This window comes from Novosphingobium sp. 11B (assembly GCF_054589055.1).
The window spans coordinates 1-21,068 of record NZ_BAAILP010000137.1 but is presented as its reverse complement, the minus strand read 5'-3'; the positions used below and the strand labels follow the sequence as shown (position 1 = coordinate 21,068).

General features: G+C 64.4%; 15 protein-coding genes and 1 pseudogene. 7 read left to right on the top strand and 9 right to left on the bottom strand.

All coding sequences use genetic code 11. The annotated features are described in order from the left end of the window. Positions 1–87 precede the first annotated feature (87 nt). From ACYPYD_RS12605 to ACYPYD_RS12595, 3 genes are all read left to right on the top strand, one after another. Complete coding sequence (locus ACYPYD_RS12605) at positions 88–801, top strand: hypothetical protein (RefSeq protein ID WP_459663441.1); 714 nt, start codon at positions 88–90, stop codon at positions 799–801. 739 nt (positions 802–1,540) lie between these two features. Beyond that, positions 1,541–5,704 carry a beta strand repeat-containing protein gene (locus tag ACYPYD_RS12600; RefSeq protein ID WP_459663439.1) on the top strand — a complete coding sequence of 1,388 codons (4,164 nt, stop codon included), beginning with the start codon at positions 1,541–1,543 and terminating at the stop codon, positions 5,702–5,704. Between the two features lie 23 nt (positions 5,705–5,727). Continuing rightward, positions 5,728–6,801 (top strand): TIGR03032 family protein, encoded by a 1,074-nt coding sequence (locus ACYPYD_RS12595; RefSeq protein WP_459663437.1) that lies wholly within the window; start codon positions 5,728–5,730, stop codon positions 6,799–6,801. Positions 6,802–7,129: 328 nt separating this feature from the next. Here ACYPYD_RS12595 and ACYPYD_RS12590 read toward each other — a convergent pair whose 3' ends face one another. Both ACYPYD_RS12590 and ACYPYD_RS12585 read right to left on the bottom strand, forming a co-directional pair. Further along, positions 7,130–7,654, bottom strand: coding sequence for a hypothetical protein (locus ACYPYD_RS12590; RefSeq protein ID WP_459663435.1), 525 nt, complete (start codon positions 7,652–7,654; stop codon positions 7,130–7,132). Between the two features lie 48 nt (positions 7,655–7,702). Beyond that, positions 7,703–7,960, bottom strand: coding sequence for a hypothetical protein (locus ACYPYD_RS12585; protein WP_289357081.1), 258 nt, complete (start codon positions 7,958–7,960; stop codon positions 7,703–7,705). Between the two features lie 52 nt (positions 7,961–8,012). On the opposite strand from ACYPYD_RS12585, the gene ACYPYD_RS12580 reads away from it, so the two are divergent. Then, the gene (locus ACYPYD_RS12580; protein WP_459663434.1) at positions 8,013–8,744 is read left to right on the top strand and encodes a TetR/AcrR family transcriptional regulator; all 732 of its coding nucleotides are present in this window, start codon (positions 8,013–8,015) and stop codon (positions 8,742–8,744) included. 443 nt (positions 8,745–9,187) lie between these two features. Here ACYPYD_RS12580 and ACYPYD_RS12575 read toward each other — a convergent pair whose 3' ends face one another. The 4 genes from ACYPYD_RS12575 to ACYPYD_RS12560 form a co-directional block, all read right to left on the bottom strand. Then, the gene (locus ACYPYD_RS12575; RefSeq protein WP_459663432.1) at positions 9,188–10,138 is read right to left on the bottom strand and encodes a SphA family protein; all 951 of its coding nucleotides are present in this window, start codon (positions 10,136–10,138) and stop codon (positions 9,188–9,190) included. 32 nt (positions 10,139–10,170) lie between these two features. Then, positions 10,171–10,644, bottom strand: a complete 474-nt coding sequence (locus ACYPYD_RS12570; RefSeq protein WP_008827930.1) for a flavin reductase family protein — start codon at positions 10,642–10,644, stop codon at positions 10,171–10,173. Between the two features lie 3 nt (positions 10,645–10,647). After that, positions 10,648–11,868: a styrene monooxygenase/indole monooxygenase family protein gene (locus ACYPYD_RS12565; protein WP_459663430.1), complete on the bottom strand. Its 1,221-nt coding sequence runs from the start codon at positions 11,866–11,868 to the stop codon at positions 10,648–10,650. Between the two features lie 118 nt (positions 11,869–11,986). Next, a complete protein-coding gene (locus tag ACYPYD_RS12560; protein ID WP_459663429.1) occupies positions 11,987–12,790 on the bottom strand; it encodes an SDR family oxidoreductase in 804 nt (267 codons plus the stop codon). Positions 12,791–12,996: 206 nt separating this feature from the next. On the opposite strand from ACYPYD_RS12560, the gene ACYPYD_RS12555 reads away from it, so the two are divergent. Then, the gene (locus tag ACYPYD_RS12555) at positions 12,997–14,019 is read left to right on the top strand and encodes an AraC family transcriptional regulator (protein WP_248006322.1); all 1,023 of its coding nucleotides are present in this window, start codon (positions 12,997–12,999) and stop codon (positions 14,017–14,019) included. A gap of 157 nt (positions 14,020–14,176) precedes the next feature. Here the strand turns inward: ACYPYD_RS12555 and ACYPYD_RS12550 are convergent, their stop codons facing one another. Next, positions 14,177–16,579 (bottom strand): TonB-dependent receptor, encoded by a 2,403-nt coding sequence (locus ACYPYD_RS12550; protein WP_459663427.1) that lies wholly within the window; start codon positions 16,577–16,579, stop codon positions 14,177–14,179. A gap of 177 nt (positions 16,580–16,756) precedes the next feature. Continuing rightward, positions 16,757–17,326: a winged helix DNA-binding protein gene (locus ACYPYD_RS12545; RefSeq protein ID WP_211151642.1), complete on the bottom strand. Its 570-nt coding sequence runs from the start codon at positions 17,324–17,326 to the stop codon at positions 16,757–16,759. A 112-nt stretch (positions 17,327–17,438) separates the two neighbouring features. Between ACYPYD_RS12545 and ACYPYD_RS12540 the strand changes: the two genes are divergently transcribed. Beyond that, positions 17,439–18,563, top strand: a complete 1,125-nt coding sequence (locus ACYPYD_RS12540; RefSeq protein ID WP_459663425.1) for an LLM class flavin-dependent oxidoreductase — start codon at positions 17,439–17,441, stop codon at positions 18,561–18,563. Further along, on the top strand, positions 18,560–20,140 hold the full coding sequence (locus ACYPYD_RS12535) for a phytoene desaturase family protein (RefSeq protein WP_459663423.1): 1,581 nt from the start codon (positions 18,560–18,562) through the stop codon (positions 20,138–20,140). Before ACYPYD_RS12540 ends, ACYPYD_RS12535 begins: the two co-directional genes overlap by 4 nt. Before the next feature lie 126 nt (positions 20,141–20,266). On the opposite strand, the pseudogene ACYPYD_RS12530 reads toward ACYPYD_RS12535, so the two are convergent. After that, a pseudogene (locus ACYPYD_RS12530) lies at positions 20,267–20,873 on the bottom strand (IS5 family transposase); the annotation flags it as partial. Between the last annotated feature and the right edge of the window lie 195 nt (positions 20,874–21,068).

Genomic DNA, 21,068 nt, shown 5'->3' with positions numbered 1-21,068 from the left:
ACCAGTACGCGAACAGGATTTCAGAACAAATTCAACGAAGCAAATCGTCCGGCGTTGGCCGATGTCCGGCGGGAACTGACAGGAGGCATGGTTTTGGCAGCCGCAGCGGTAAAAATCGGGCGTTGCAGCGCCGCGCTCATTATTGCGCTTTGGCCCATGCGGCCTGCCGTTGCGCAAGCGGCACTCGCAGAATCGGCGCCTGCGCAATCCGTGGAGATGTCGCCGGCGGGTGAATACGTGCATTCCGAAATGGAACTGGTGGCGGGCATTCGCCTAAACAAAGACGGAACGTTCGAATATGGGCTGACGGTCGGCTCGCTTGATGAACGGGCGAAAGGGCGCTGGGCGCTGGCTGGCGGCCATATCGAACTGACCAGCGATCCGCGGCCGATTGCGCCGACGATAACAGCCGCGCGCGTCGATGTCGCTCCGGGCCAGCCCTTCGCGTTCAGGCTTCTGGCGCCCAATGGCACCGACGTTCCGGGCGTCGACTTCAGCGTCGATTTCGACAATGGCGACGCTTTGCAAGATTACACGAACGGCTCTACATGGCGTCTTCCTGCGGGCGAGACGCGCACCCCGCGTTTCGTGACGTTCGCAATGCCAAGCTACCACCTGCGTTCCCCACGACTGCCACTCGATGCACGGGCGGGGACAATCGCGAATTTCGCCCTGATACCGAACGACTTCGGTGTCGCCGACCTGACGGGCGTTGTCGCCGAGATAGCAGGGGACACCCTGACGCTGCATCGACCGGAAGGTACGATGCGCTTTCGCAGGTCGTCCGTGGTGCGGGATTAAACAGCGCCGGGCGCTCCTTGTCGGCGCTGCCGCGCTCAGTCGATGACGACAGTGCTCGCGGCGATGGTGTGAAGAACCGCCATTTTGCCCAGGCCGCTTTCCTCGACGGTCTGGTCCTTCCGGAAGGCCGTCAGAATTGCACCGAACCCGCTGCCACGCAGCTGGCTGGAAGGTCCTGAAACCGACTAAGTGGCCGGCAACGACGGTTCCATCGCTGTGTCCGCCAAGGCTATGCCGGACAGTACGTGGGCGGGGGCCCAGATGTGCGCCGGAATAGCGGAAGCGGACGGTCTGCACTGAGGGAGCGAAATTTCTTTGCTGAGTGTCTTGATGGGTAGGTCGCGGTGGAGCCCTCCTGGTCATCCCTGTGGTGCTGGGCAACAGCAGCTTCCGTGCGAAGACACAGCCACACGATGAATCTCGATGATCGCGTTAAGCTCGCCAGATAACGTCGGTATGTAACAAGCACATTCTCGTGTGATGTTACACGAACTGCCCGGCCGCCTACTCCATTCGCAATGGTTCCAAACCAATGCGCGAATTTCTCCGACGGGCGGTGGCAAGCGCCAAGGGGGTTCGCTCTGCTGGTCGCATCCGTGCTTGCCTTGATGCGATTATTCCGTAGCTTACGTAAATATCCATATTGAGGGGCAACAAAATGGATAAGCGCGTTGCGTCACGGGGCGGACCATCGAACCGGCGGACGACTAATCTGTTTCTCGGATCCGCTCTGGCGAGCATGGCCGTTGGCCTTGCCTTGCCGGCACATGCGCAGGATGCCTGCGGGACTCACATCGATGGCGTGGTCACCTGCACTCCGGCGGGCAATCCTTATCCGGACGGGATCGAGTACTACTCTCCCGCCGCCGATCCGGCGCTCGATCCCGGCCTAGATCCCTCCGCGCCGGTGCTCGACCTGACCGTCGTGCTGGAGCCCGGCGTGCGAATCGCCCCGACAGCCAGCGTACCGGGCGTGGCGGTGATCGGATTTAACGATGGCGCGGTGACGCTCGATGGCGGGGTCGATACCGCCATCGAGGTGAGCGGCACCGGATCGCTCGGCGTGCTTGGTCTCACCAATTACGGCGACCTCACGATCAACACCGACAGCATCGTCGCCAGCGGGCGTGCATCGGGCGGGATCAACGCCAATTCGAACGAAGGTAACGTCTCGATCACTGCCAATACCATCACGGTGACGGGCAACAGCGGGATGGGGATCAGCGCCAATTCCTATCGTGGTGACGTGACCATCGACGTCGGCAGCGTCTCGTCCTCGGGCTACTACGTCGGTGGCATCAATGCCTACGCCGGGCACGGCGACATCTCGATCACCGCGGGCACGGTGAGCACGACGGGCGGCAGCTTCTACAGCTACGGCTCGACGGCGATCGAGGCGCGGTCCTATTACGGCTCGATCGGCATGGACCTCGGCACCGTATCGACCGAGGCGGACTATTCGAACGGCATCACGGCAGTGTCCTTCGCCGGAGACGGCGTGGTGGACATCGCCGCCGACACCATCACCACCGCAGGCTTCGCCTCGCTCGGCGTGCTGATGCAGGCCGATACCGTGAACCTCTCGGTGGAAAACCTCAGCACCAGCGGCGACGGAGCCTACGGTGCGGTGATGTTCAGTACCGGCCTCGGCGGGGCGAGCTTCACCTCGACCGGCACGGTGTCGACGAGCGGCGAAGACGCGATGGGCGTCCTGGCGAAGTCGTACTACGGCGGCAGCACGGTGATCGACGTGGCCAACGTTACCACGCAGGGCAACAATTCGACGGCGGTTTACGGCTATTCGCAAGTGGGCGATGTGGCGATTACGGTCCATGACGCATCGACGCTGGGCGACAATTCCCCGGCGGTGGAGGCGGTGGGCTACAACGCCTCCGTCACCGTCACCGGTATGGTCTCGACGCAGGGCGAAGCCTCCGAGGGCGTCGTGGCGGTCGGCTTCCTCGGCAACGCCGACGTCGTCAACACCGGCTCGATCAACACCGGCGGCAATGGTTCGACGGGCATCTACGCGGGCGCCTATTACGATGTGGCGGTGAGCGGCACCGGTTCCGTCCAGACGAGCGGCGACGGCGCGGTCGGCATCGAAGGGTACAGCCGCTATGGCAGCATCAGCGTCACCGCAGGTTCGGTGACGACGACCGGCGAGTATGCGCAGGGCATCCGCGCCTATGCGGCAAGCGTCTATGGCGGCAGTGACGTGACGGTGAATGTCAGTTCGGTCACGACCAGCGGCACACTGTCGGACGGGATCGCCGCGCTGTCTCTGACCGGCAACGTCGATGTGACCTCCACCGGGGCGATCTCGACGGCAGGCTACGGGGCCTTCGGCGCCTATGCCTTCAGCCTGCTGGGCGATGCCTCGATCACCGTGAACGACGTGACCACGACCGGCGACGATGCGGTGGGCGTGCAGGCCTATGGCTACAACGCCAGCGTCACCGTCAATGGCGACCTGTCGACCAGCGGCACGGACGGCAATTTCTACTTCGGTGCGGGCGGCGTGCAGGCGACGGGCTCTTTCGGCACCGCAACGGTCACGATCAACGGCTCGGTCACGACCGCGGGCAATTACGCCACCGGCGTCTTCGCGAGCGGCTATTACGGCGCGACCGTCACCAATTCCGGCGCAATCTCGACCCGCGGCGACTTTGCCAACGGCGTCACCGTCGAGGCTATCTACGGCCCCGGCGTTGTGGTGAACGACGGCACGATCGCGACTTCGGGAGCGAGCAGCGCGGGCATCATCGTCGATGGATACGATGACGTCGCGGTTCGGGGCTCGGGCTCGGTCACGACCTCGGGCAACTATTCGGCGGGTATCGGCGTATCGACCAGCTACGGTACGGCATCGGTGACGATCGGCTCGGTGGCGACCACCGGCGAAGTGGCGACAGCGATCAACGCATATGGCTCGCAAGGCGCGGCGGTCAGCGTCGGGACGGTTTCGACCGAGGGGACCAACTCGCTCGGCGTGCTGGCAGGCAGCTACGGTAATGTCAGCGTTACGGCGGGTAACGTTTCCACGTCGGGGGACGACAGCGATGCGATCCGCGCGGCGACGTTCGGCGAAGGCAGTACGATCACCATCGATGCAGGCACGCTGAGCACGGCGGGCGCAAACAGCAACGCGATCACCGCGCTCGGCTTCGGCGGCGACGTGGCGGTCAACCTGACCGGCGCGGTTTCGGCGGCGCAGGATACGGCAGTGACGATCCAGTCAGCGGGCGACGTGACCGTTGCCATCGGCGCGGCGGGCTCCGTGACGGGCGCGATCGACGGGATCGAGACCGATGCCGAAGGCACGACCACGATCACCAATCGAGGCACGCTCAACACCGGCAGCGGGCATGCCATAGTGGTGGCGGGTGGCCCGGCCGTGGTCGCCAACGCGGGCACCATCAACGGGCGCGTGCTGCTTTCGGCGGGCGATGATCGCTTCACCAACACTGGTTTGTTCCGCGCAAGCGCCGGTAGCGACTTCGGCGCAGGTAGCGACGTGTTCACCAACACCGGAACGCTGCTCGTCGATGCGCCAGGTACTGCGCCGCTCAGCGCGACCTTCAACGGGCTGGAGGCCTTTGCCAACTCCGGCCTCGTCGACATGCGCAATGGCACCGTGGGCGACCAACTGACGCTGCCCGGCTCCTTCACTGGGTCTGGCGCGAGCCGACTGGGCCTCGATCTCACATCCAGCGCGGCGGGCGTGATGACCGCCGACCGGCTGAACGTCGGCACGGCGGCGGGATCGACACAGATCCAGCTAGATCTGGGCGGTACCGTCTACGTCACGCCGGGGCTGACCCTGGTGCAGGCTTCGGCGGCTTCCTCGCCCACGGCCTTCACGCTTGCGCCGAACCTGGCTGACGTGGGCTTTGTGGCGCTCGATCTCGTTTACCGGCCGACGACGTTCGCCTATCAACTCGTCGGCACACCGGGCGCGGGGGCCTATCGCGCGGTCAAGGCGCTCGAGGGCGCGCAGAGCCTCTGGTATCGCTCGGCCGACGCGGTAACGGCGCACCTTACCGCCGTGCGCGACGGACGGTTCTCCAATGCTGCGAACTCGGGCGGTTTCTGGCTGCAGATGTCGGGCGGCGTCGACAAGCGGGACGAGACCCGCGCGGTCAGCCAGTTCGGCATCGCGCGCAGCTACGACCTCGATTACCGACAGGACTATTTCGGCGGCCAGCTCGGGTTCGACATCGGCACGATGGGCGAGAAGGGCGGCGTGGTCTTCGGCGTGACCGGCGGCTACTTGTCCTCCACCCTGCGCTTCGCCGAAGCGACCCGGTTCGACTACGACGGGCTCAACCTCGGTGCCTATGCATCGCTTCAGGCGGGCGGGTTCTTCGCCAATGCGCTGGTCAAGTACGACCACTACTGGATCGATGCGCATGGTGGATCGACCGGGTACAAGGACGGCCTCGGCGGCAACGCCATCGGTGCGCAGGCGGAAGCGGGCTTCCGCTTCGGATCGACCGGGTTCTTCGCCGAACCGCTGGCAAGTATCGCTTACGTCCGCACCAGCCTCGACGATCTGGAGGCGCTCGGTCAGGTGCTCGACTACGACCGGGCGGATGGGCTGCGCGGCAAGGCGGGCCTGCGTATCGGGGGCACCAGGGCCATCGGCGGCGGCAACATGCTTACCTTCTATGCCAGCGGCATGGCGGTGAAGGAGTTCAAGGGCCGGGACGGCGCGATCTTCGTGTCCGGCCCTTATTCGTTGGCCCTCGGCAACCGGCGCATTGGCACGTATGGCCAGGGCACGCTGGGCCTCAACGTGACGACGCCGGGCGGGATCAGCGGCTTCATCGAGGGCACGCTCGACGCCAGCGGCGACTACAGCGGCGCGGGCGGCCGGGCGGGGATCAAGATCCCATTCTGAAGCATCCCGGCAAGCAGGATATCATGACGGATACGGACAAGGCCTCCGCGAACGGGCCGACCAACATCTCGGTCTCGCGCGGGCTGGCGGACTGGCTGCTGCGCAACCGCACGAGCTTCGCTTTCACTTCGTACCAGACCGGGCAGTTGTTCCTGACCGGAGTACTGGCGAACGGGACGATCTCGTTCAACCAGCAGAACTTCACTCGCGCGATGGGCGTCTGCTACCAGCCGGGACGGCTTTACCTCGGATCGCTGCATCAGGTCTGGCGGCTGGAGAATATGCTCAAGCCCGGGCAAGTGGCGAACCAGCAGTTCGACATGGCCCTGGTCCCGCGCAACGCGCAGACGACGGGCGACGTCGACGTGCATGAGATCGGCACCGACCGGGCGGGCCGCGTTCTGTTCGTCAACACGAAGTACAGCTGCCTCGCCACTCTGGACCTGAACCACAGCTTCCGCCCGATCTGGAAGCCACCCTTCATCTCGAAGCTGGCGCCCGAGGATCGCTGCCACCTCAACGGCATGGCGATCCACGACGGCCGCGCGCGCTATGTTACCGCCGTCAGTCGCAGCGACATCGTCAACGGCTGGCGCGAGCGTCGTCACGAAGGCGGCGTGCTGATCGATATAGAGACCGACCGCATCGTCACCGATCAGCTCTCGATGCCGCACAGCCCGCGCATCGACGGCGCATCGGTACTGGCGCTGGACAGCGGGCGCGGGCAGATCATCCGTATCGACCCGGCGAGCGGCGACAAGGCCGACATCGCCTTCTGCCCCGGCTTCCTGCGCGGCATGGCGCTGCACAACGGTCACGCGCTCGTCACCGTGTCCAAGCCGCGCAACGGCACGTTCGCCGGCCTCCTGCTCGACGGCGAGATGAAGACGCGCGATGCCGAGCCATGGTGCGGCGTGCTGGTGGTGGAGCTTGCCAGTGGCAGCATCGTCGAGTGGATCAAGCTGGAAGGCTTCATCACCGAGCTGTTCGACGTGGCCGTTCTGCCCGGCGTCCGCTGCCCGATGTCGATCGGGCCGGAGACGCTGGAAATCCGCTCGACTATCAGCTTCGACGAGACGGTGCGGCCGCTGGATTGAGAGTATCTGCACGCCGATCTTCCACCGCTATTGGGCATGCAAACCAGGAAAGCGCACCCGGCTGAAGCGGCGCATTGCCGGCTTCAGGCACTCCGTTGGACGTCGTCTTATTGCAGGATTGCCGTTCAGGAGGCTGGCATGGCAAGAATGCCCAATTGTTGACCGCCAATATACCATCTGGATGGGTCGGCCTTGGCGTCGACGTTAAAGCTCCGCTGCCTCAGGAACACGGCCAGGTTAGGAAAGCCTTCAGGCGGGCGGCAGTTTCGGGGGGCCGATTGTAGACTATCAAATGCCGGGACCGACCATCTAGGCCGCGGCTCGCAAGCTAAGGAAGCCACAGCGGATCGACCTCGCCGGCACGCATTGCTTTGCTAAAGACTCGGTAGCCGATCAAGGCGATGCTGATCCACGATGCAGCGACTGCGGCGTTAAGATAGAGCGGCATTCCGAGGATGAACGGTGTCGCCTGCCGAACATTTGGGGACCATTGGCCGACGTTTCCCATATTGTAAGGCATTCCAACCGGGCTTTCCGGCACCAAGCTTGCCTGTGGGAACAGCGTCGTGATGAAAAAGAACGGCAGCCAGTAAGCGAGCACGACGATCGTGGCTACTCGCGCCGCCACGATCGGCTCGCGCGACTTGCGGAACAGCAGCCACAGGCAGATCAGCGACACGCTGTCGAGCAGCAGGAACATCGCCGCATCGTGAAACAACGCGTGCGGCGGCCAGGTCGCGATGGCGAGCATATGCGCCGTCGAACCTTCGGCATTGTCGATGATCGTCGATCCGATCGCGCCCAAGGCAAGGCTGGCCGCGATCATCCCGCGGCCGATCATAACTCTGTTCATTCAAAACTCCCACTGACAGTGACCCATGAGGCAGGTCCGCGCGACCGCTCACTTCATCGATCGCGGAACGACGGGGATCGCCACGAACGCGCGAGCGTCATGCGCCGGGACAGCAAGAACCTGCGGATAGCGTGCGACGATCGACCTGATCCGCGCGATGATGACGGCTTGGGTCTCAAGCCGGGCCGGAGTGAATGTAACGGCCAGAAGAATGGTCCCGATCAGTAGAACGACCAGGACCGATCCGAACATGATCAGGAATTTCCGCAATGCCGCGCGGGACGGCATTTTCTGTTCATCCGGCATCTCGGGCACCTTATGTCGTTGCCGTGATTGCGATCGGAGACGTCATGCCCGCGTGAACTATGCTGAGCATGCCTCATTCGATATGATGGGTTATCTTATCGCAATTGATACGATAGGCAAGACTATCGTTTGGAGCGAGATTGGAATGAAAGATTGGGCGAGCAACCATCCCAAGGCAAAGCTGATGGCGCGAAAGCGGGAAGTCATCCTGAGCGCCGCGAAGGAAGCATTCCTGAGTCACGGCTACAGTGGGGCAAGCATGGAAGGCATTGCCGCTGCGGCAGGCGTGTCGATCATGACGCTGTATCGGCATGCGGAGAACAAGGATGATCTGTTCGCGGCGGTGATCGAAAGCGCTTGCCATCCGGCCGACCGGGAGGAAGAAGCCGCGTTGGCAGCGTCGCTGAAAAAGTCGCTTCGGGACATTCTCGTATTCGTTGGCGTCATGTTTCAGGAGCGGCTGGCCGGCGAGGATACCGTGACGTTGTTTCGAGCGGTCATGGTTGAGACCAAACGCTTTCCACAACTCGCCCGGATGGCCTTTGACGGTTTGATCGGCTCACATCAGGCGGCGCTCGACGCATTCTTGGCCGGTCGCACCGAGGCAGATGGCCTGAAAGAGACAGAGCGGCGGATGCTCGGAGCCGAGTTCCTCGACCGACTGGTCGGACTGGATATCTACAAGGTCATGCTAGGGCTGAACGGACCTTCAAGCGAAGAACGACGTGTTCGCGCACAATGCGCGGCAGATGCTCTGCTGGACAGCCTGACCATGGAGACATAATTCAACCGCGTCTGAGATGGCTTCCCGAGGCATTTTATGCCCGCGAAGCGCCCGCAGCGACCACGAAAACCGGCGGCACTGCGCCGGCATGACCCTGCAACGCTCGCTCGCTGCGTCCAGCTTGCGCCTGCTGATGCAGCGAACTTGCGTCCGGTTTATGCCACGTCATCGAGAAGGCTGAAGCCATGATGCTCTGCCAGCATCCTCAGGCTCTCTTGCCTATATTGTTCGCTCGACGGACCGCCTCCTTCGTTCGGGCGTTCCCGTGAAGAATTTGGCCCATAGAGCATCTATCCATTACTGGTTAAATAATGAACCATCAAATTCCGGGGTAAGCATGTCAGTTATTGCGCTGGCGATAGGCCAAAAACTGCTGTGACTCCGTAATATACGATTGGAAATTTATTCATCGCGCGTGAGTTGCCAAAAATTCTTGATGCGGTTCAGAGCGGTAATATCGCCTTTAGCCAAATTCTGTCACCCTGGGGCCGGTACACAGCATGAAATTCATGCTGCCACGTACCGATGATCTGCGCCTTTCCTATCTGATAGCTGACCGACGGCCCCGCCGCGAAAACCTTGCCGCGAAAGCCGCGCAGCGCGTCGATGGTGGCCTGCGCGCCCGCGTCTGAGACCTTGTCGTCCGTCGTCTGCGCGTAGAAATAGCCTGCCGCGCCCAGCTTCAGCTTGCCGATCTGCTGCCCTACCGCGAAGTCCGCGTGGAACTCGTCGCCTGACCGGTAATCGGCGCCGGTCGGGTTGAACGGCGTGACCATCGCGTCCCCGTTGCGGAAATTCATGTCGTACATCAGCTTGAGATCGGCGGAGAAGCCGCTCTTGCCGTAATAGGCGAAGGCGACGACAGGTTCGACGCTCCAGTAATTGCGGCCTATGTTCGACAGCTTGCGTGGGTTGTAGCGGCCCACCGGGACCGTCACGTCCACCCCCGTGGTGATGTGGACGCCGCTCGGGAAGTGCCAGCCCAGCATGACCGGATCGACGATGACGTCGCCGATGCCGGTCGTCTCGTCGGCCATGCCCGCCGCGCCGACGCGCAGGTTCACCACCGGCACGATCGCCTGCATCGCCCAGCTGGCGCCGAGAATATGTTTGTCGGTGACGTGGACGATGCGCGCAATCGCGGCGTCGGCGCGGGCATGGAAGTCCGGCAACTGGCCGGAATCGCCGTTGCCGTCGTTGAAGCGGTCGGCATCGTAGTGCTCGACGTAGCCGAGCAGGTACGTGCCGGGCGGGGGCAGGGCGGCTCCGGAATAGCCCTCGGCGCCGTTGGGGTAAACGCCGCCGCCCGCTTCGGTCGCAAGCGCGGGATGGGCGGCCAGTGCGCCTGCGGCCAGAGCCAGCTTCAGCGCAGTCTTCATCGTCCTCATGGTCATGATCTTTCCCTGTCGTTGTTTTGAGTGTCTGATCAGGCGGCTCGGTCGATCTGCCGGTATTGTCCGCCGTAGAAGAGCAGTGGTTCCTCCTCAGCGCCGCCGTGCTGTGCGTGGTGCAGCACTTCGCCGACGAACAGGCCGTGGTCTCCGGCGGGGAAGACGTCGCGCAAGGTGCAGACGAGATGGGCGAGGGCGCCCTCGATCAGCGGCACCGCGCCGTGACGGGTGAAGGGAATTTCGGCCGCCCCCGGTCGTCCGGCGAAGTGGTTGGACAGCCCCTGCTGCTCCGCGCCGAGGATGTTGAGACCGAATTGCCCGCCCTCGCGCAGCATGGCGGCCATGCGTGCGTGGTTGCCGATGCTGACGAGCACCAGTGCGGGCTCCAGCGACACCGAGGTGAAGCTGTTCGCGGTCATCCCGTGGACCGCGCCTTCACGCTCGCAGGTGACGATCGTGACGCCGGTGGCGAAGCGGCCGAAAGTGCGGCGCAGTTCGATACGGTCCATGGCTCACACCGTTTCCGCTAGGAAGGCGGCGGTCAGCGCCGGGTCGGCGATGGTCGGGAAGAACCCGCGCGGATCGTCGAAGTTGTTGGCGAACCAGTGCGCCACGCGCGGCTGTGCTCCGGCAGCGCCGAGCAACTCGACCATATGCTGCGGCGGGGGCTGCAGCATGCCGTTGGTCCATGCGACCACATCGCGCGCATAATCCCAGTAGCGATCGAAGGTGCGCTGCATCCACGCCGCGTCGAAAGCCTTGCCCTCGTTCTCCAGGATCGAGGCGAGGTAGGACGCGGCGCACTTGGCGGCGTTGTTGGCCCCCTGACCGGTGATCGGATCGTTGAGGCAGACCGCATCGCCCACGCCCAGCGCCTTCGCGCCCGAGGGCAGCGTCAGCACCGGCTTGCGCACCGTCGGCGGGAAGCGGCCGCACAGCGCACCGAGATCATCGGTCAGCGTGCAGTCGCGGCTGCGCTCGTATTCCCAGGGCAGGAAACGCTTGAGGATGTGCTGGCTGATTTCCAGATGCTCCTCGGGGCTGGCCCCGGCGCTCCACAAGTCCATCGGGCCGCCGGGGATCGCCTCGAAGACCATGATCTCGCACGGGCCGCTCAGCGTCAGCGCGGGGAACACGAAGTATTCGCCGATGCCCGGGATCAGGTTGAAGTTGACCGCGCTGTATTCCTCACGCGGGCGCATGCCGTGCACGTATGTGAGCGCGAGGCTGCGCATCGGCTTGTCGAAGGGAGACTTTTCCGCATCCCGCTCGAACAGCCGCCCGACTTCGCCCTTGCCCGAGGCGACGAGCACGAGATCGCATTCGCGCGCGAGGTCTTCCAGTTCGGCGATACCGGCATCGACGATGCGCAGTTCGCCGCCGCGCGCCTCGAATTCATCCATCCAGCGCGGCATCTTCACGCGCTGGTCCACCGACTGCGCGGGCGCATCGAGACGCGCCGACCAGTCGAGCAGCTTGTCCGGACCTTCTCCCGCCAGCGCAAAGCCGATGCCCTCCACCGGCGGGCAGGCCTCATCCCAGAACGCGAGGCCCAGCGCCCTCTCGTGCGATCGGGCGGTGTCGAACATGCACTGGCTCGACGTGACGCGCCCGGCGGCGATCTCCGCGCCGGTGAGGTTGGAGAGCATGACCACCTGATGGCCGCCGTCCAGCAGCCCGATGCCCAGCTGCAACCCTGCCTGTCCTGCTCCCACGATGCCGATCTTGGTCATCTTGCCCAGCCTTTTCCTGTGATTGATCGAATGACCACAGGATAGTCAGGGCGGCCGCGCGGGCTCTATGCAGCCAGTGCAGCCGCCATTCGGCCAGTGCCGAAATCAAATGCCGAAATCAGATGACGCTGCCCGAACCACCAGTCAGCTTGGCGATGGCAGGTCCGGCCTGCTCCGGCCCCATCGCCAGATAGCCGCCCTCCACCCGCAGTTCGGAGCCGGTGGTGAAGCTGGCATGGTCCGAACACAGGAACAGCGCGCCGTCGGCCACTTCTTCGGGCCGCCCGAGACGCCCGAGCAGGTGGAACTCGGCGGCCACCGCATCGGCCTTCGCCAGATCGCCGCCCGAAAGCCCCGCGATCGGGTCCGACCATGTCCAGCCCGCCACCAGCGCATTCACGCGGATACCGTGCGGCGCATAGTCCAATGCCTGCTGCTTGGTGAGATGCAGAATGCCCGCCTTGGACACCGGATAGGTCCATCGCCCGGCCTGCGCGGCATGGCTGCTGATGCTGGCCATGTTGACCACGCTGCCGCGATTCTTCGCCAGATGGGGCCGCGCCATCTCCACTAGGATCGCCCCGCTAACGAGATTGACGTCGAGCGTCTCCAGCCACTCGGCCCTGCTCGATGCCGCGCCGTTGTCGACGTAGGAGCAGGCGTTGTTGACGATGCAGTCGATGCCGCCGAACGCCTCCACCGTGCGCGCCACCAGCGCCGAAAGCGCAGCGTCATCGCGAATGTCGGTTTCCACCGCCAGCGCCCGCGTGCCCAGTTCGTTCGCCAGTTCCTGAGCCGGAGCGCCCGAGCGCGCCGCGATCACCACGTTCGCGCCTTCCTCGTGAAAGCGCCGGGTCAGCACCTTGCCGATGCTTGCCGCGCCGCCGGTGATGATGACTGTCCTGCCTGCGATACCCTTCATGTCGATCGTCCTTGCCATGCTTCGATGGCCCCGGTCTGATACCGGCGACGGGCGCGGGGAAGGCATCGCAGTGCCTGCTGCGCGTTTTGCAGCGCCACGCGCACAGGCGCTGCACTTTGCGCATGGTTGCGGTCCTCAAACGGGATTCCTTGTCCGATGGAATGGTTGCAGATGGCAGCATTCCGTGATGTACTTTCGCCATAACGATGACGGGCCGAAAGCCCGACCATGACGGGGAGCACAGGCTCATGCTGGACGGGACATTCCGCCCGCTGAGCGGCCATCGCCTGTTCGCGTCGACCGATGTCGACGATGCACGCGACACGGTCGCTCGGATCTATTGCGACCATCGCCTGACGCCGTGCGAACGCGGCGGGCGGGTCGATGCGTGGCAGAACGCGGTGCGGCTCAAGCGCACCACGCTGAGCGCGATGAGCTACGGCGCCGACGTGCGCGTGGAACCGTCGCGGCTAAGCGACTTCTACCTGCTGATGCTGCCTTATTCGGGCAAGGCGGAAGTCGAGGCGGGCGGACGGCTGGTGGCTGCGCACGGCGAACTCGGCACGATCCTCAACCCGACCGAGCAGGTGGCGATGCGCTGGTCCGCCGATTGCGCCAAGCTGATGGTGCGCATCGAGCGCGCCGCGCTGGAGCAGCAGTTGTCCGCGATGCTCGGCCGCCCCTTGCGCGAACCGCTCAACTTCCGCCTCGCCATTCCGAAGGACGGCCCCGGCGCCAACTGGTGGCCTTTCGTGCAACTGCTCATCAGCCATGTCGAGCATCAGGGGCGCAGCGGCGCCAATGCGGTCAGCCTCGAACTGCTGGAGACGGCGCTGCTGACCAGCCTGCTCGAAGGGCAGGTTCACAACTATTCGGACAGCCTGCACTCGCGCGCCTGCACCGTGGCGCCGCGCCATGTCCGGCTGGTTGAGACTTTCATCGAGGACCACGCCGCCGATCCCATCGGCATCGAGGATCTGGTGAAGGCGAGCGGCGTCAGCGGCCGCGCCCTGTTCGACGGGTTCCGCCGGTTCCGCGACACCTCGCCGATGGCGCACCTGCGCACGGTGCGCCTGCGCCGCGTGCGCGACGACCTGCTCTCGGCCAGCGAGGGTGTCACGGTTTCCGCCGTCGCCAGCCGCTGGGGCTTCTTCGAATTCGGCCGCTTCGCCGGGCAATACCGCCAGCTGTTCGGCGAAACGCCCTCCCAGACGCTGCGCCGCCGCTGAAACGCAAAAACGGGCGCCTCCCGCTTGGGAAGCGCCCGGTTCATTCATACCCATACCTTCGTCATTGCGAGCGTAGCGAAGCAATCCAGGGCGGCGTAAAACTGCCTTGGATTGCTTCGCGGCTTCGCCGCTCGCAATGACGACCCTTTGAGGTCGATCAGAACGAGTAGCGTGCGCCGATCTGGAACATCCGCGGCGGCTTGTACGAGACTTCGTTGCAGCCGCAGAACGTCGCGAGGTCGAAGCCCTGCACGCCCGCGCGCGCGTCGGTCAGGTTGCGCACCGCGAACGTGATGTCCCACGGGTCCAGCTTCCAGTTCACGCTGGCGTTGACCATCACGTAGCCGCCGAACTTGTCGGCCGAGAAGTTGCGCAGGTTGTAGTAGAAGCTGCTGGTGTATTGCGCATCGCCGCCCACCGACATCCGCCCGCCCAGCGCGTCGAAGCCGTAGCGGATGATGCCGGTGGCCTGCAGGTGCGGGGCGTAGACCGGCTCCACGTCGCGCACGATCGGGCCGTCGACGCGCAGCGGCACATCCTTGACCTTGGCGTCGAACCACGAGAGCGAAAGGCCGGTGTCCAGTCCGTCGAGCGGCTGCGTGAACACTTCCGCCTCGATCCCGTAAGTGCGCGCATCGGCATTGATGACCACGCCCGAAACGCCGGTGAACAGGAACGCCTGATAGTCCTTGTAATCGTAGTAATAGGCCGAGACGTTGAAGCGCGAGCGGCCGTCCGGGAACGTGTACTTGAAGCCGCCTTCGTAGCTGGTCAGCGTCTCGCCCTTGTAGGGGATCGCGCTTGTCGGCACGGCAAGGCCGCCCGCCAGCTGCGCGTTGTAGCTGCCCGCCTTCACGCCGCGATTGACGCCGAAGTAGAGCATCAGGTCGCTGTCCGGGCGGTACTCGATCTGCGCCTTGCCCGCCCACAGCGTCTGCCCGCGCTTGTCGGTATAAGGGGCGCCGTTGTCGGGGCCGATCACGATGGGCGTGCCGGTGTGGACCTTGCGCGAATCTGGCGTGCTCCAGATGCCCTGGAAGAAGGCGTAGTCCTTCTGCTCGCGGATCACGCGGCCGCCCAGGATCATCGTCAGCTTGGGCGCGAACTTCCATTCCACCTGACCGAAGGCGGAATAGGAATCGGTCTTGAGCCGCGCATCGACGCCAAGGTCCATCGGTGCACCCGGCACCACGCTGCCGACCGGGAACTTCAGGCCGTTGAGCGAGTGGTTGTCGATATGCAGGTAGAAGCCGCCCGCCACCCAGTTCAGGCTGTCGGTCGACCCGTTGAGGCGCAGTTCCTGCGAATAGGTGTTGGCATTCACTCCCGCATAGTTCGCCGCCTGATTGCCCGGCCCGGCATCGACGTCGACGAACAGCAGCTTCTCGAAGTGCTTGTAGTCCGACACCGAAGTCAGGCTGACCGCATCCGACAGATCGAACTCGGCCGTCAGGTTGAGGCCTTGCGTCTTGACGTGGTTGTGGTTCTTGAAGGCGAAGTCGCTGGAGGTGGCGAAGTCCTTCCCGTCCGGGTCGATGTAGCCGAAGAAGTCCCCGCCTGCGACCGGGCGGCCATAGCTGTCGCCGAAGACGCCGTTGTTGTCGGTGTCGGAGCCCATGTCCTGCCCGTTCGCGCCGATCGTCGCGCGGGTCTCGTCGGCGGCGGCATTGCGCACGTCGATCAGTTCGCCGTCGGCATTGAAGACGCCGATGGTGGACTTGCTCTGGTAGGGCGCTGTGGACATGCGGCTGCGCGCGGCATTGCCCGAAAGCGTGAAGCGGGCGGTGTCGGTCGGCTCGAACAGCACCGTCAGGCGGCCCGCCAGCGTATCGTCGTCACCCAGGTTCGCGCCCGCTCCGGCGCCCGGAGATCCGCCCACCGCGCCTGAAGGATAGCGGTTGCGCAGCAGCGCATCGCTCTTGTTCCACATCACCGCGCCGCGCACCGCCAGCGTGGTGGAGAGCGGCACGTTGAGCGCGGCCTCGCCATGGAACATCATCGGAGAACCGACGGAATCGTAGATACCGCCTTTCACGTCGATGTAGCCGGTGGTCTCGGTCAGGCTCGGCTTGGTGCTGACGAAGTGAACGAGGCCACCCGTCGCATTGCGGCCGAACAGTGTACCCTGCGGGCCTTTCAGCACCTCTACACGGTCGATGTCGAAGGTCGCGAAGGTCTGCCCCTGCGCGATCGCGATGTAGCCTTCGTCGAGATAGACCGCATTGGGCGCCTCGACGATGTCGTTGAAATCGTTCTGCGTCACGCCGCGAATGGTGAATTGGGTGTTCTGCCCGGCGATGTTGCCGCCGGTATGCACGCCCGGCGAGAACGCCGCGAGATCGCGGCTGTCGGTGACGTTGAGCGTGCGCAGCTGCTCGCCCGAATAGGCAGTGATGGCGATGCCGACGTCCTGCAGCTTCTGCTCGCGCTTCTGCGCGGTGACGACGATCTCGCCGCCGAGCCCGCCGCTGTCCGCCTGCGCTTCCTGCGCCAGCGCCGGTTGCGAGACGCCGCATAGGGTCGCCACCACAAGGGCGGCGATACTGGTGTATGTCCTCATGACGATTACTCCCCTTGGTACTGATTTCACCAAGGCGCCCGCCCGTGTGCCCGGGACGTGGTGCCGCTAGCCTCCTGCAAACAACTTCAAGCCTAAAATCTTTAGATATGAACTATTTGGACGCGACTACGCGCCGCCGGAATTCCGGCCTGTGTCAGTCAGTGAATGAACCGGCGTCTATCGGCCGTCAGTAAAGCGCTGGTGCGTCGCGGTGACGCGCGCGGCCTGTTCGTAGATGCCGGAAAGCAGATTGAGCGTCTGGGTCGTCTGGCGCAGCCGTTCGTCCATATCCTTCACCACTTCGGTGAATTCGATGAGGTGACGGCGGCGCAATTCCGCATAGAGATCAGAGATTTCGCGGCCCTTGTCAGTAACCTGATAGACCGCGTTGCTGCGGTTGCCGATCTGCTCGATCAATCCGAGCTTCGTCAGCTTGCGCAGCGCGTACTGCATGTTGGGAACGTCGTCCCGGTTGGTCAGGCGCGCCAGTTCCTTGAGCGGCTTGGCGCGTTCGTGAAGGCGAATGGTGTGCAGCAGCGCGTTCTCGCTGCCCGAAGCGGACAGCCCGCTGGCGGCGGCGAAACACTCGCCCTGCCAGCGTTCGAACGACTCCCGAACTCGCATCAATGCGAATTCGAGTTCGGTGACATTCACTTCGTGCGGTGTCGAAGCGAGATGCCAGCGCTGATCGAGATCACCCGGTCCCGGCACGCCCGCAGGCGGCCTGGAAGCCTTGCTTCGCCCCATGTTTCGGACTCCCTGTTTGTCCTTGAGTCGAAATCTAACTGTAATTTTTGCGATGGACAAGCATCAAAAGCTAACATAATTTTTTATTTAGAAATCGAAGAAGGGGAGTAGCATGACACAGGATCGAGGGATGGTGCGTCCGGATCATTTCAAGCTGGGCACCTTTGCAACCAACTGTTCGGGCGGCATGTCCGTCACCACGGTTCCCGAGCGCTGGAACGCAAGCTGGGAAAACAATCTCAGGCTGGCGAAGATGCTCGACGAAGCAGGCATAGACTTCATGCTGCCGATCGCCCGCTGGATCGGCTACGGCGGCGAGACCGACTTCCACGGCTCGGTGCTGGAAACGATGACCTGGGCCTCGGCCCTGCTCGCTTCGACTCGTAACATCACCGTCTTCGCCACGATCCATACGGCGGTGAACCACCCCGTCGTCATCGCCAAGCAGATCGCCACGATCGACCGCATCAGCGGCGGGCGCGCAGGGCTCAACATCGTCGCCGGCTGGAACGAGCCCGAATACCGCGCGCTCGGCCTGAAGCTCGCCGCCGATCACGAGACGCGCTACGAATATGCGCAGGAATGGTTCGACGTGGTGCAGGCCCTGTGGTCGCGCGAAGGGCGCTTCGACTGGGAGGGCAAGCACTTCCAGCTGGAACAGATCCACTCCGATCCCAAGCCCGTCGTCGCCCGCCCGCCGATCATCAACGCCGCCGGATCGGCGCAGGGGCGCGACTTCGCGGTGCGCAACGCCGACTTCCTGTTCACCCCGGCGATCGACCTGTCGCGCTCGGCCGCCGAAGTCGCCGAGCTGCACAAGGCCGCCGCCGAGCAGGACCGCAGCGTCGAGGTGCTGACCTTCAGCCATGTCGTCTGCCGTCCGACCGAGGCGGAGGCGAAGGACTACGTCGCACACTTCACTGGCGACGCGCTCGATTCGGTGGCGCTCGACAACCTCGTGAACCTGCAGTTCGCGCATGCGCAGTCGTTCCCGCATGACCTGCTGGCGCTGATCCGTGATCGCATGGGCATGGGCCACGGCGGCGTCCCGCTCATCGGCACGCCCGAGCAGGTGGCCGAGGGCCTGATCGGCCTGCACCGCGCCGGGTTCGGCGGCACCACGCTTTCGTTCGTCGACTACGCCGAAGAGTTCCCCTACTTCCGCGATACCGTGCTGCCGCTGCTGGAGGCGGAAGGCATCCGCACACCTGCTGCCAAGACCGCTGTGCCCGCGTGAACACCAACTGGGACGCCATCGTCGTCGGCAGCGGGATCAACTCGCTGGTCTGCGCGGCACAACTGACGGCGAAGGGCCGCCGCGTGCTCGTTCTGGAGCGCGCCGCGGTGGCGGGCGGCTGCATCCGCACCGAGGAGGCGACCGTGCCGGGTTTCCGGCACGACCTGTTCTCGATGTCCTACCCGCTGTTCGTGACGACGCCGTTCTACCCGCAGCTGGCGCCGAAGCTGGAAGCGCATGGCGTGCGCATGGTCCAGGCGGAAATCCCGACCGGCGTGCTGCTGCCCGATGGCAGATCGCTGCTGCTGCGCCGATCGCGCGAGGCGAACGTCGCGGCATTCGATGCGGCCCATCCGGGCGATGGCGCGGCACACGCGCGAGCGATGGCGGGCGTCGAGGAACAGGCGCCGCTCCTGTTCGGCCTGCTGGGCAATGAGCCGCGCTCGTTCGATACCGCCAGCCTGCTGGGCAGGACGCTGCTGAAACAGGGCATCGATCAGGTCAGCGCGTTCGGTGCCGATTCGCTGAAATCCGCGCGCGACTGGCTGGAGGCGCGGTTCGGTTCGGACCTCGTCCATGCGCTGATCGCGCCGTGGGTGCTGCATGTCGGCCTCGGCCCGGAAAGCGCCGCCTCGGCGATGATGGCGCGGGTAGTCATGTTCACGCTGGAAGCGGCGGGCCTGCCCTTCGTCGAAGGCGGCAGCGACCGTATCGTCGCGGGCTTCCGGGCGATCATCGAAGGCGGCGGCGGTGCGTTGCTCACCGATGCGGACGTGGCGCAGGTCATCGTCGAACGGGGCCGCGCGACCGGCGTACGCCTCGCCGATGGCCGCACCTTCACTGCCCGGCGCGGGGTGGCCTGCAATGTCACGCCCACGCAGCTCTACCAGCGCCTGCTCCCGGCCGAGCACGTCCCGCCCGCGACGGCTGAGCGCGCCGCCGACTACCGCTACGGCCGCGCCTGCATGCAGATCCACATCGCCTTGTCCGAGCCGCCCGAGTGGGCCGATCCGGACCTCGGCAAAGTCGGCCTGCTGCACCTGACGCCCGGCATGGACGGCGTCTCGCGCGCGGTGAACGAGGCGGACCGGGGGCTGCTCCCCGCCGAGGCCACGATCGTCGTCGGCCAGCCCGCCCACGCCGATCCCTCGCGCTGCCCGCCGGGCACTTCGATGCTGTGGGTCCAGTTGCAGGAACTGCCGCGCACGATCCGGGGCGATGCCGCCGGAGAGATCGCTGTGCCTGCCGATGGCCGCTGGAACGACGACGTGGCGCAGGCCTATGCCCAGCGCATCATCGCGCGCATCGCCGCGCATGTACCGAACCTTGAACGCGCGACGCTGGGGATGCGTGTCCTCGGCCCGCATGACCTTGAGGCGGCGAACGTCAACCTCGTCGGCGGCGATCCCTATTCGGGCGTCTGTTCCATCGACCAGTTCCATCTGTTCCGCCCCTTCGCGGGAACGCGAAACCATGCAACGCCCGTCAAGCGCCTGTTCCACATCGGCGCATCCACCCATCCCGGTCCAGGTCTGGGCGGTGTTTCAGGATATCACGCGGCGATGGAAATAGGATAACGGCTCGTGCCGTAGATCCAGCGCCATAGCGAAACCATTATAGTTGGATGTTACAAGCGCTGCCTGACCAAATCTGCCGATCCTGGGTGTCGCGATCATATCGACGCCAGCTATAATGTGCACGCATTGCCCCGATCCAGCGATGGCATCGCGAAGTTTGTCGCCCGCATAGCCGCCATCGACAAAAACATGGCGCAACCAGGGGAAGCCGCTGCCGCACGGCCTTGAGGACATCGACCGCGCCATCGCGGTCCTGAATATCGGCGGTATGCACGAGAATGAAGACGAGGAAGCCGCAGGTGTCGGTCAGGATGTGCCGCTTGCGGCCCTTGATCTTCCTGCCCGCGTCATAGCCGCAAGGGCCGTGGACCGACTGGCTGTCGACCACACCGGCACTTGGGCTTGCCTCACGTCCTTCGATCTCGCGCAGGTTCATGACCAGCACCGTGTTCATCGCCTCGAGCAGGCCAGCGTTGCGCCAGCCGTAGAAATAGCGCTGGACCGTCGAGACCGGCGGGAAGCATTTGGGCAGAAGCCGCCAGGCGCAACCGCTCGCCGCGATGTAGAGCAAGGCGTTCAGGACTTCGCGCATGTCCGTTGTCCGGCGTCGACCTCCCCGCTTCGCCACAGGGATGAACGGCGCTGCTAACGCCCACTCCCGGTCGGTCATATCGCTGGAATAGCGCAGTCCTTTTCGGCTATGTGCCTGCCGGGCAATGCCAGTCCATGCCATCATTCACTCCATCTCTCGCAGGACGGCGCGAATCACAACATGCTGGTATTGCTCAACAACTTTTGGGTCGGGTTCTAAGCTCGACTTTGTACGATCAGGTAGCGAAGCATAGTGCCTGAGCCATACGTTTTAGGCGGGTTGTGGGAATATAGTTCGGTTCTGGGTGCGGCGGGGAGTGTTGATTAATGTCGCCGA

Bases quoted from the DNA above. Each gene is read 5' to 3' on its own strand.
- ACYPYD_RS12605 (WP_459663441.1), top strand. From the start codon at position 88: ATGGTTTTGGCAGCCGCAGCGGTAAAAATCGGGCGTTGCAGCGCCGCG.
- ACYPYD_RS12600 (WP_459663439.1), top strand. From the start codon at position 1,541: ATGGCCGTTGGCCTTGCCTTGCCGGCACATGCGCAGGATGCCTGCGGG.
- ACYPYD_RS12595 (WP_459663437.1), top strand. From the start codon at position 5,728: ATGACGGATACGGACAAGGCCTCCGCGAACGGGCCGACCAACATCTCG.
- ACYPYD_RS12590 (WP_459663435.1), bottom strand. From the start codon at position 7,654: ATGAACAGAGTTATGATCGGCCGCGGGATGATCGCGGCCAGCCTTGCC.
- ACYPYD_RS12585 (WP_289357081.1), bottom strand. From the start codon at position 7,960: ATGCCGGATGAACAGAAAATGCCGTCCCGCGCGGCATTGCGGAAATTC.
- ACYPYD_RS12575 (WP_459663432.1), bottom strand. From the start codon at position 10,138: ATGACCATGAGGACGATGAAGACTGCGCTGAAGCTGGCTCTGGCCGCA.
- ACYPYD_RS12570 (WP_008827930.1), bottom strand. From the start codon at position 10,644: ATGGACCGTATCGAACTGCGCCGCACTTTCGGCCGCTTCGCCACCGGC.
- ACYPYD_RS12565 (WP_459663430.1), bottom strand. From the start codon at position 11,868: ATGACCAAGATCGGCATCGTGGGAGCAGGACAGGCAGGGTTGCAGCTG.
- ACYPYD_RS12560 (WP_459663429.1), bottom strand. From the start codon at position 12,790: ATGAAGGGTATCGCAGGCAGGACAGTCATCATCACCGGCGGCGCGGCA.
- ACYPYD_RS12555 (WP_248006322.1), top strand. From the start codon at position 12,997: ATGACGGGCCGAAAGCCCGACCATGACGGGGAGCACAGGCTCATGCTG.
- ACYPYD_RS12550 (WP_459663427.1), bottom strand. From the start codon at position 16,579: ATGAGGACATACACCAGTATCGCCGCCCTTGTGGTGGCGACCCTATGC.
- ACYPYD_RS12545 (WP_211151642.1), bottom strand. From the start codon at position 17,326: ATGGGGCGAAGCAAGGCTTCCAGGCCGCCTGCGGGCGTGCCGGGACCG.
- ACYPYD_RS12540 (WP_459663425.1), top strand. From the start codon at position 17,439: ATGACACAGGATCGAGGGATGGTGCGTCCGGATCATTTCAAGCTGGGC.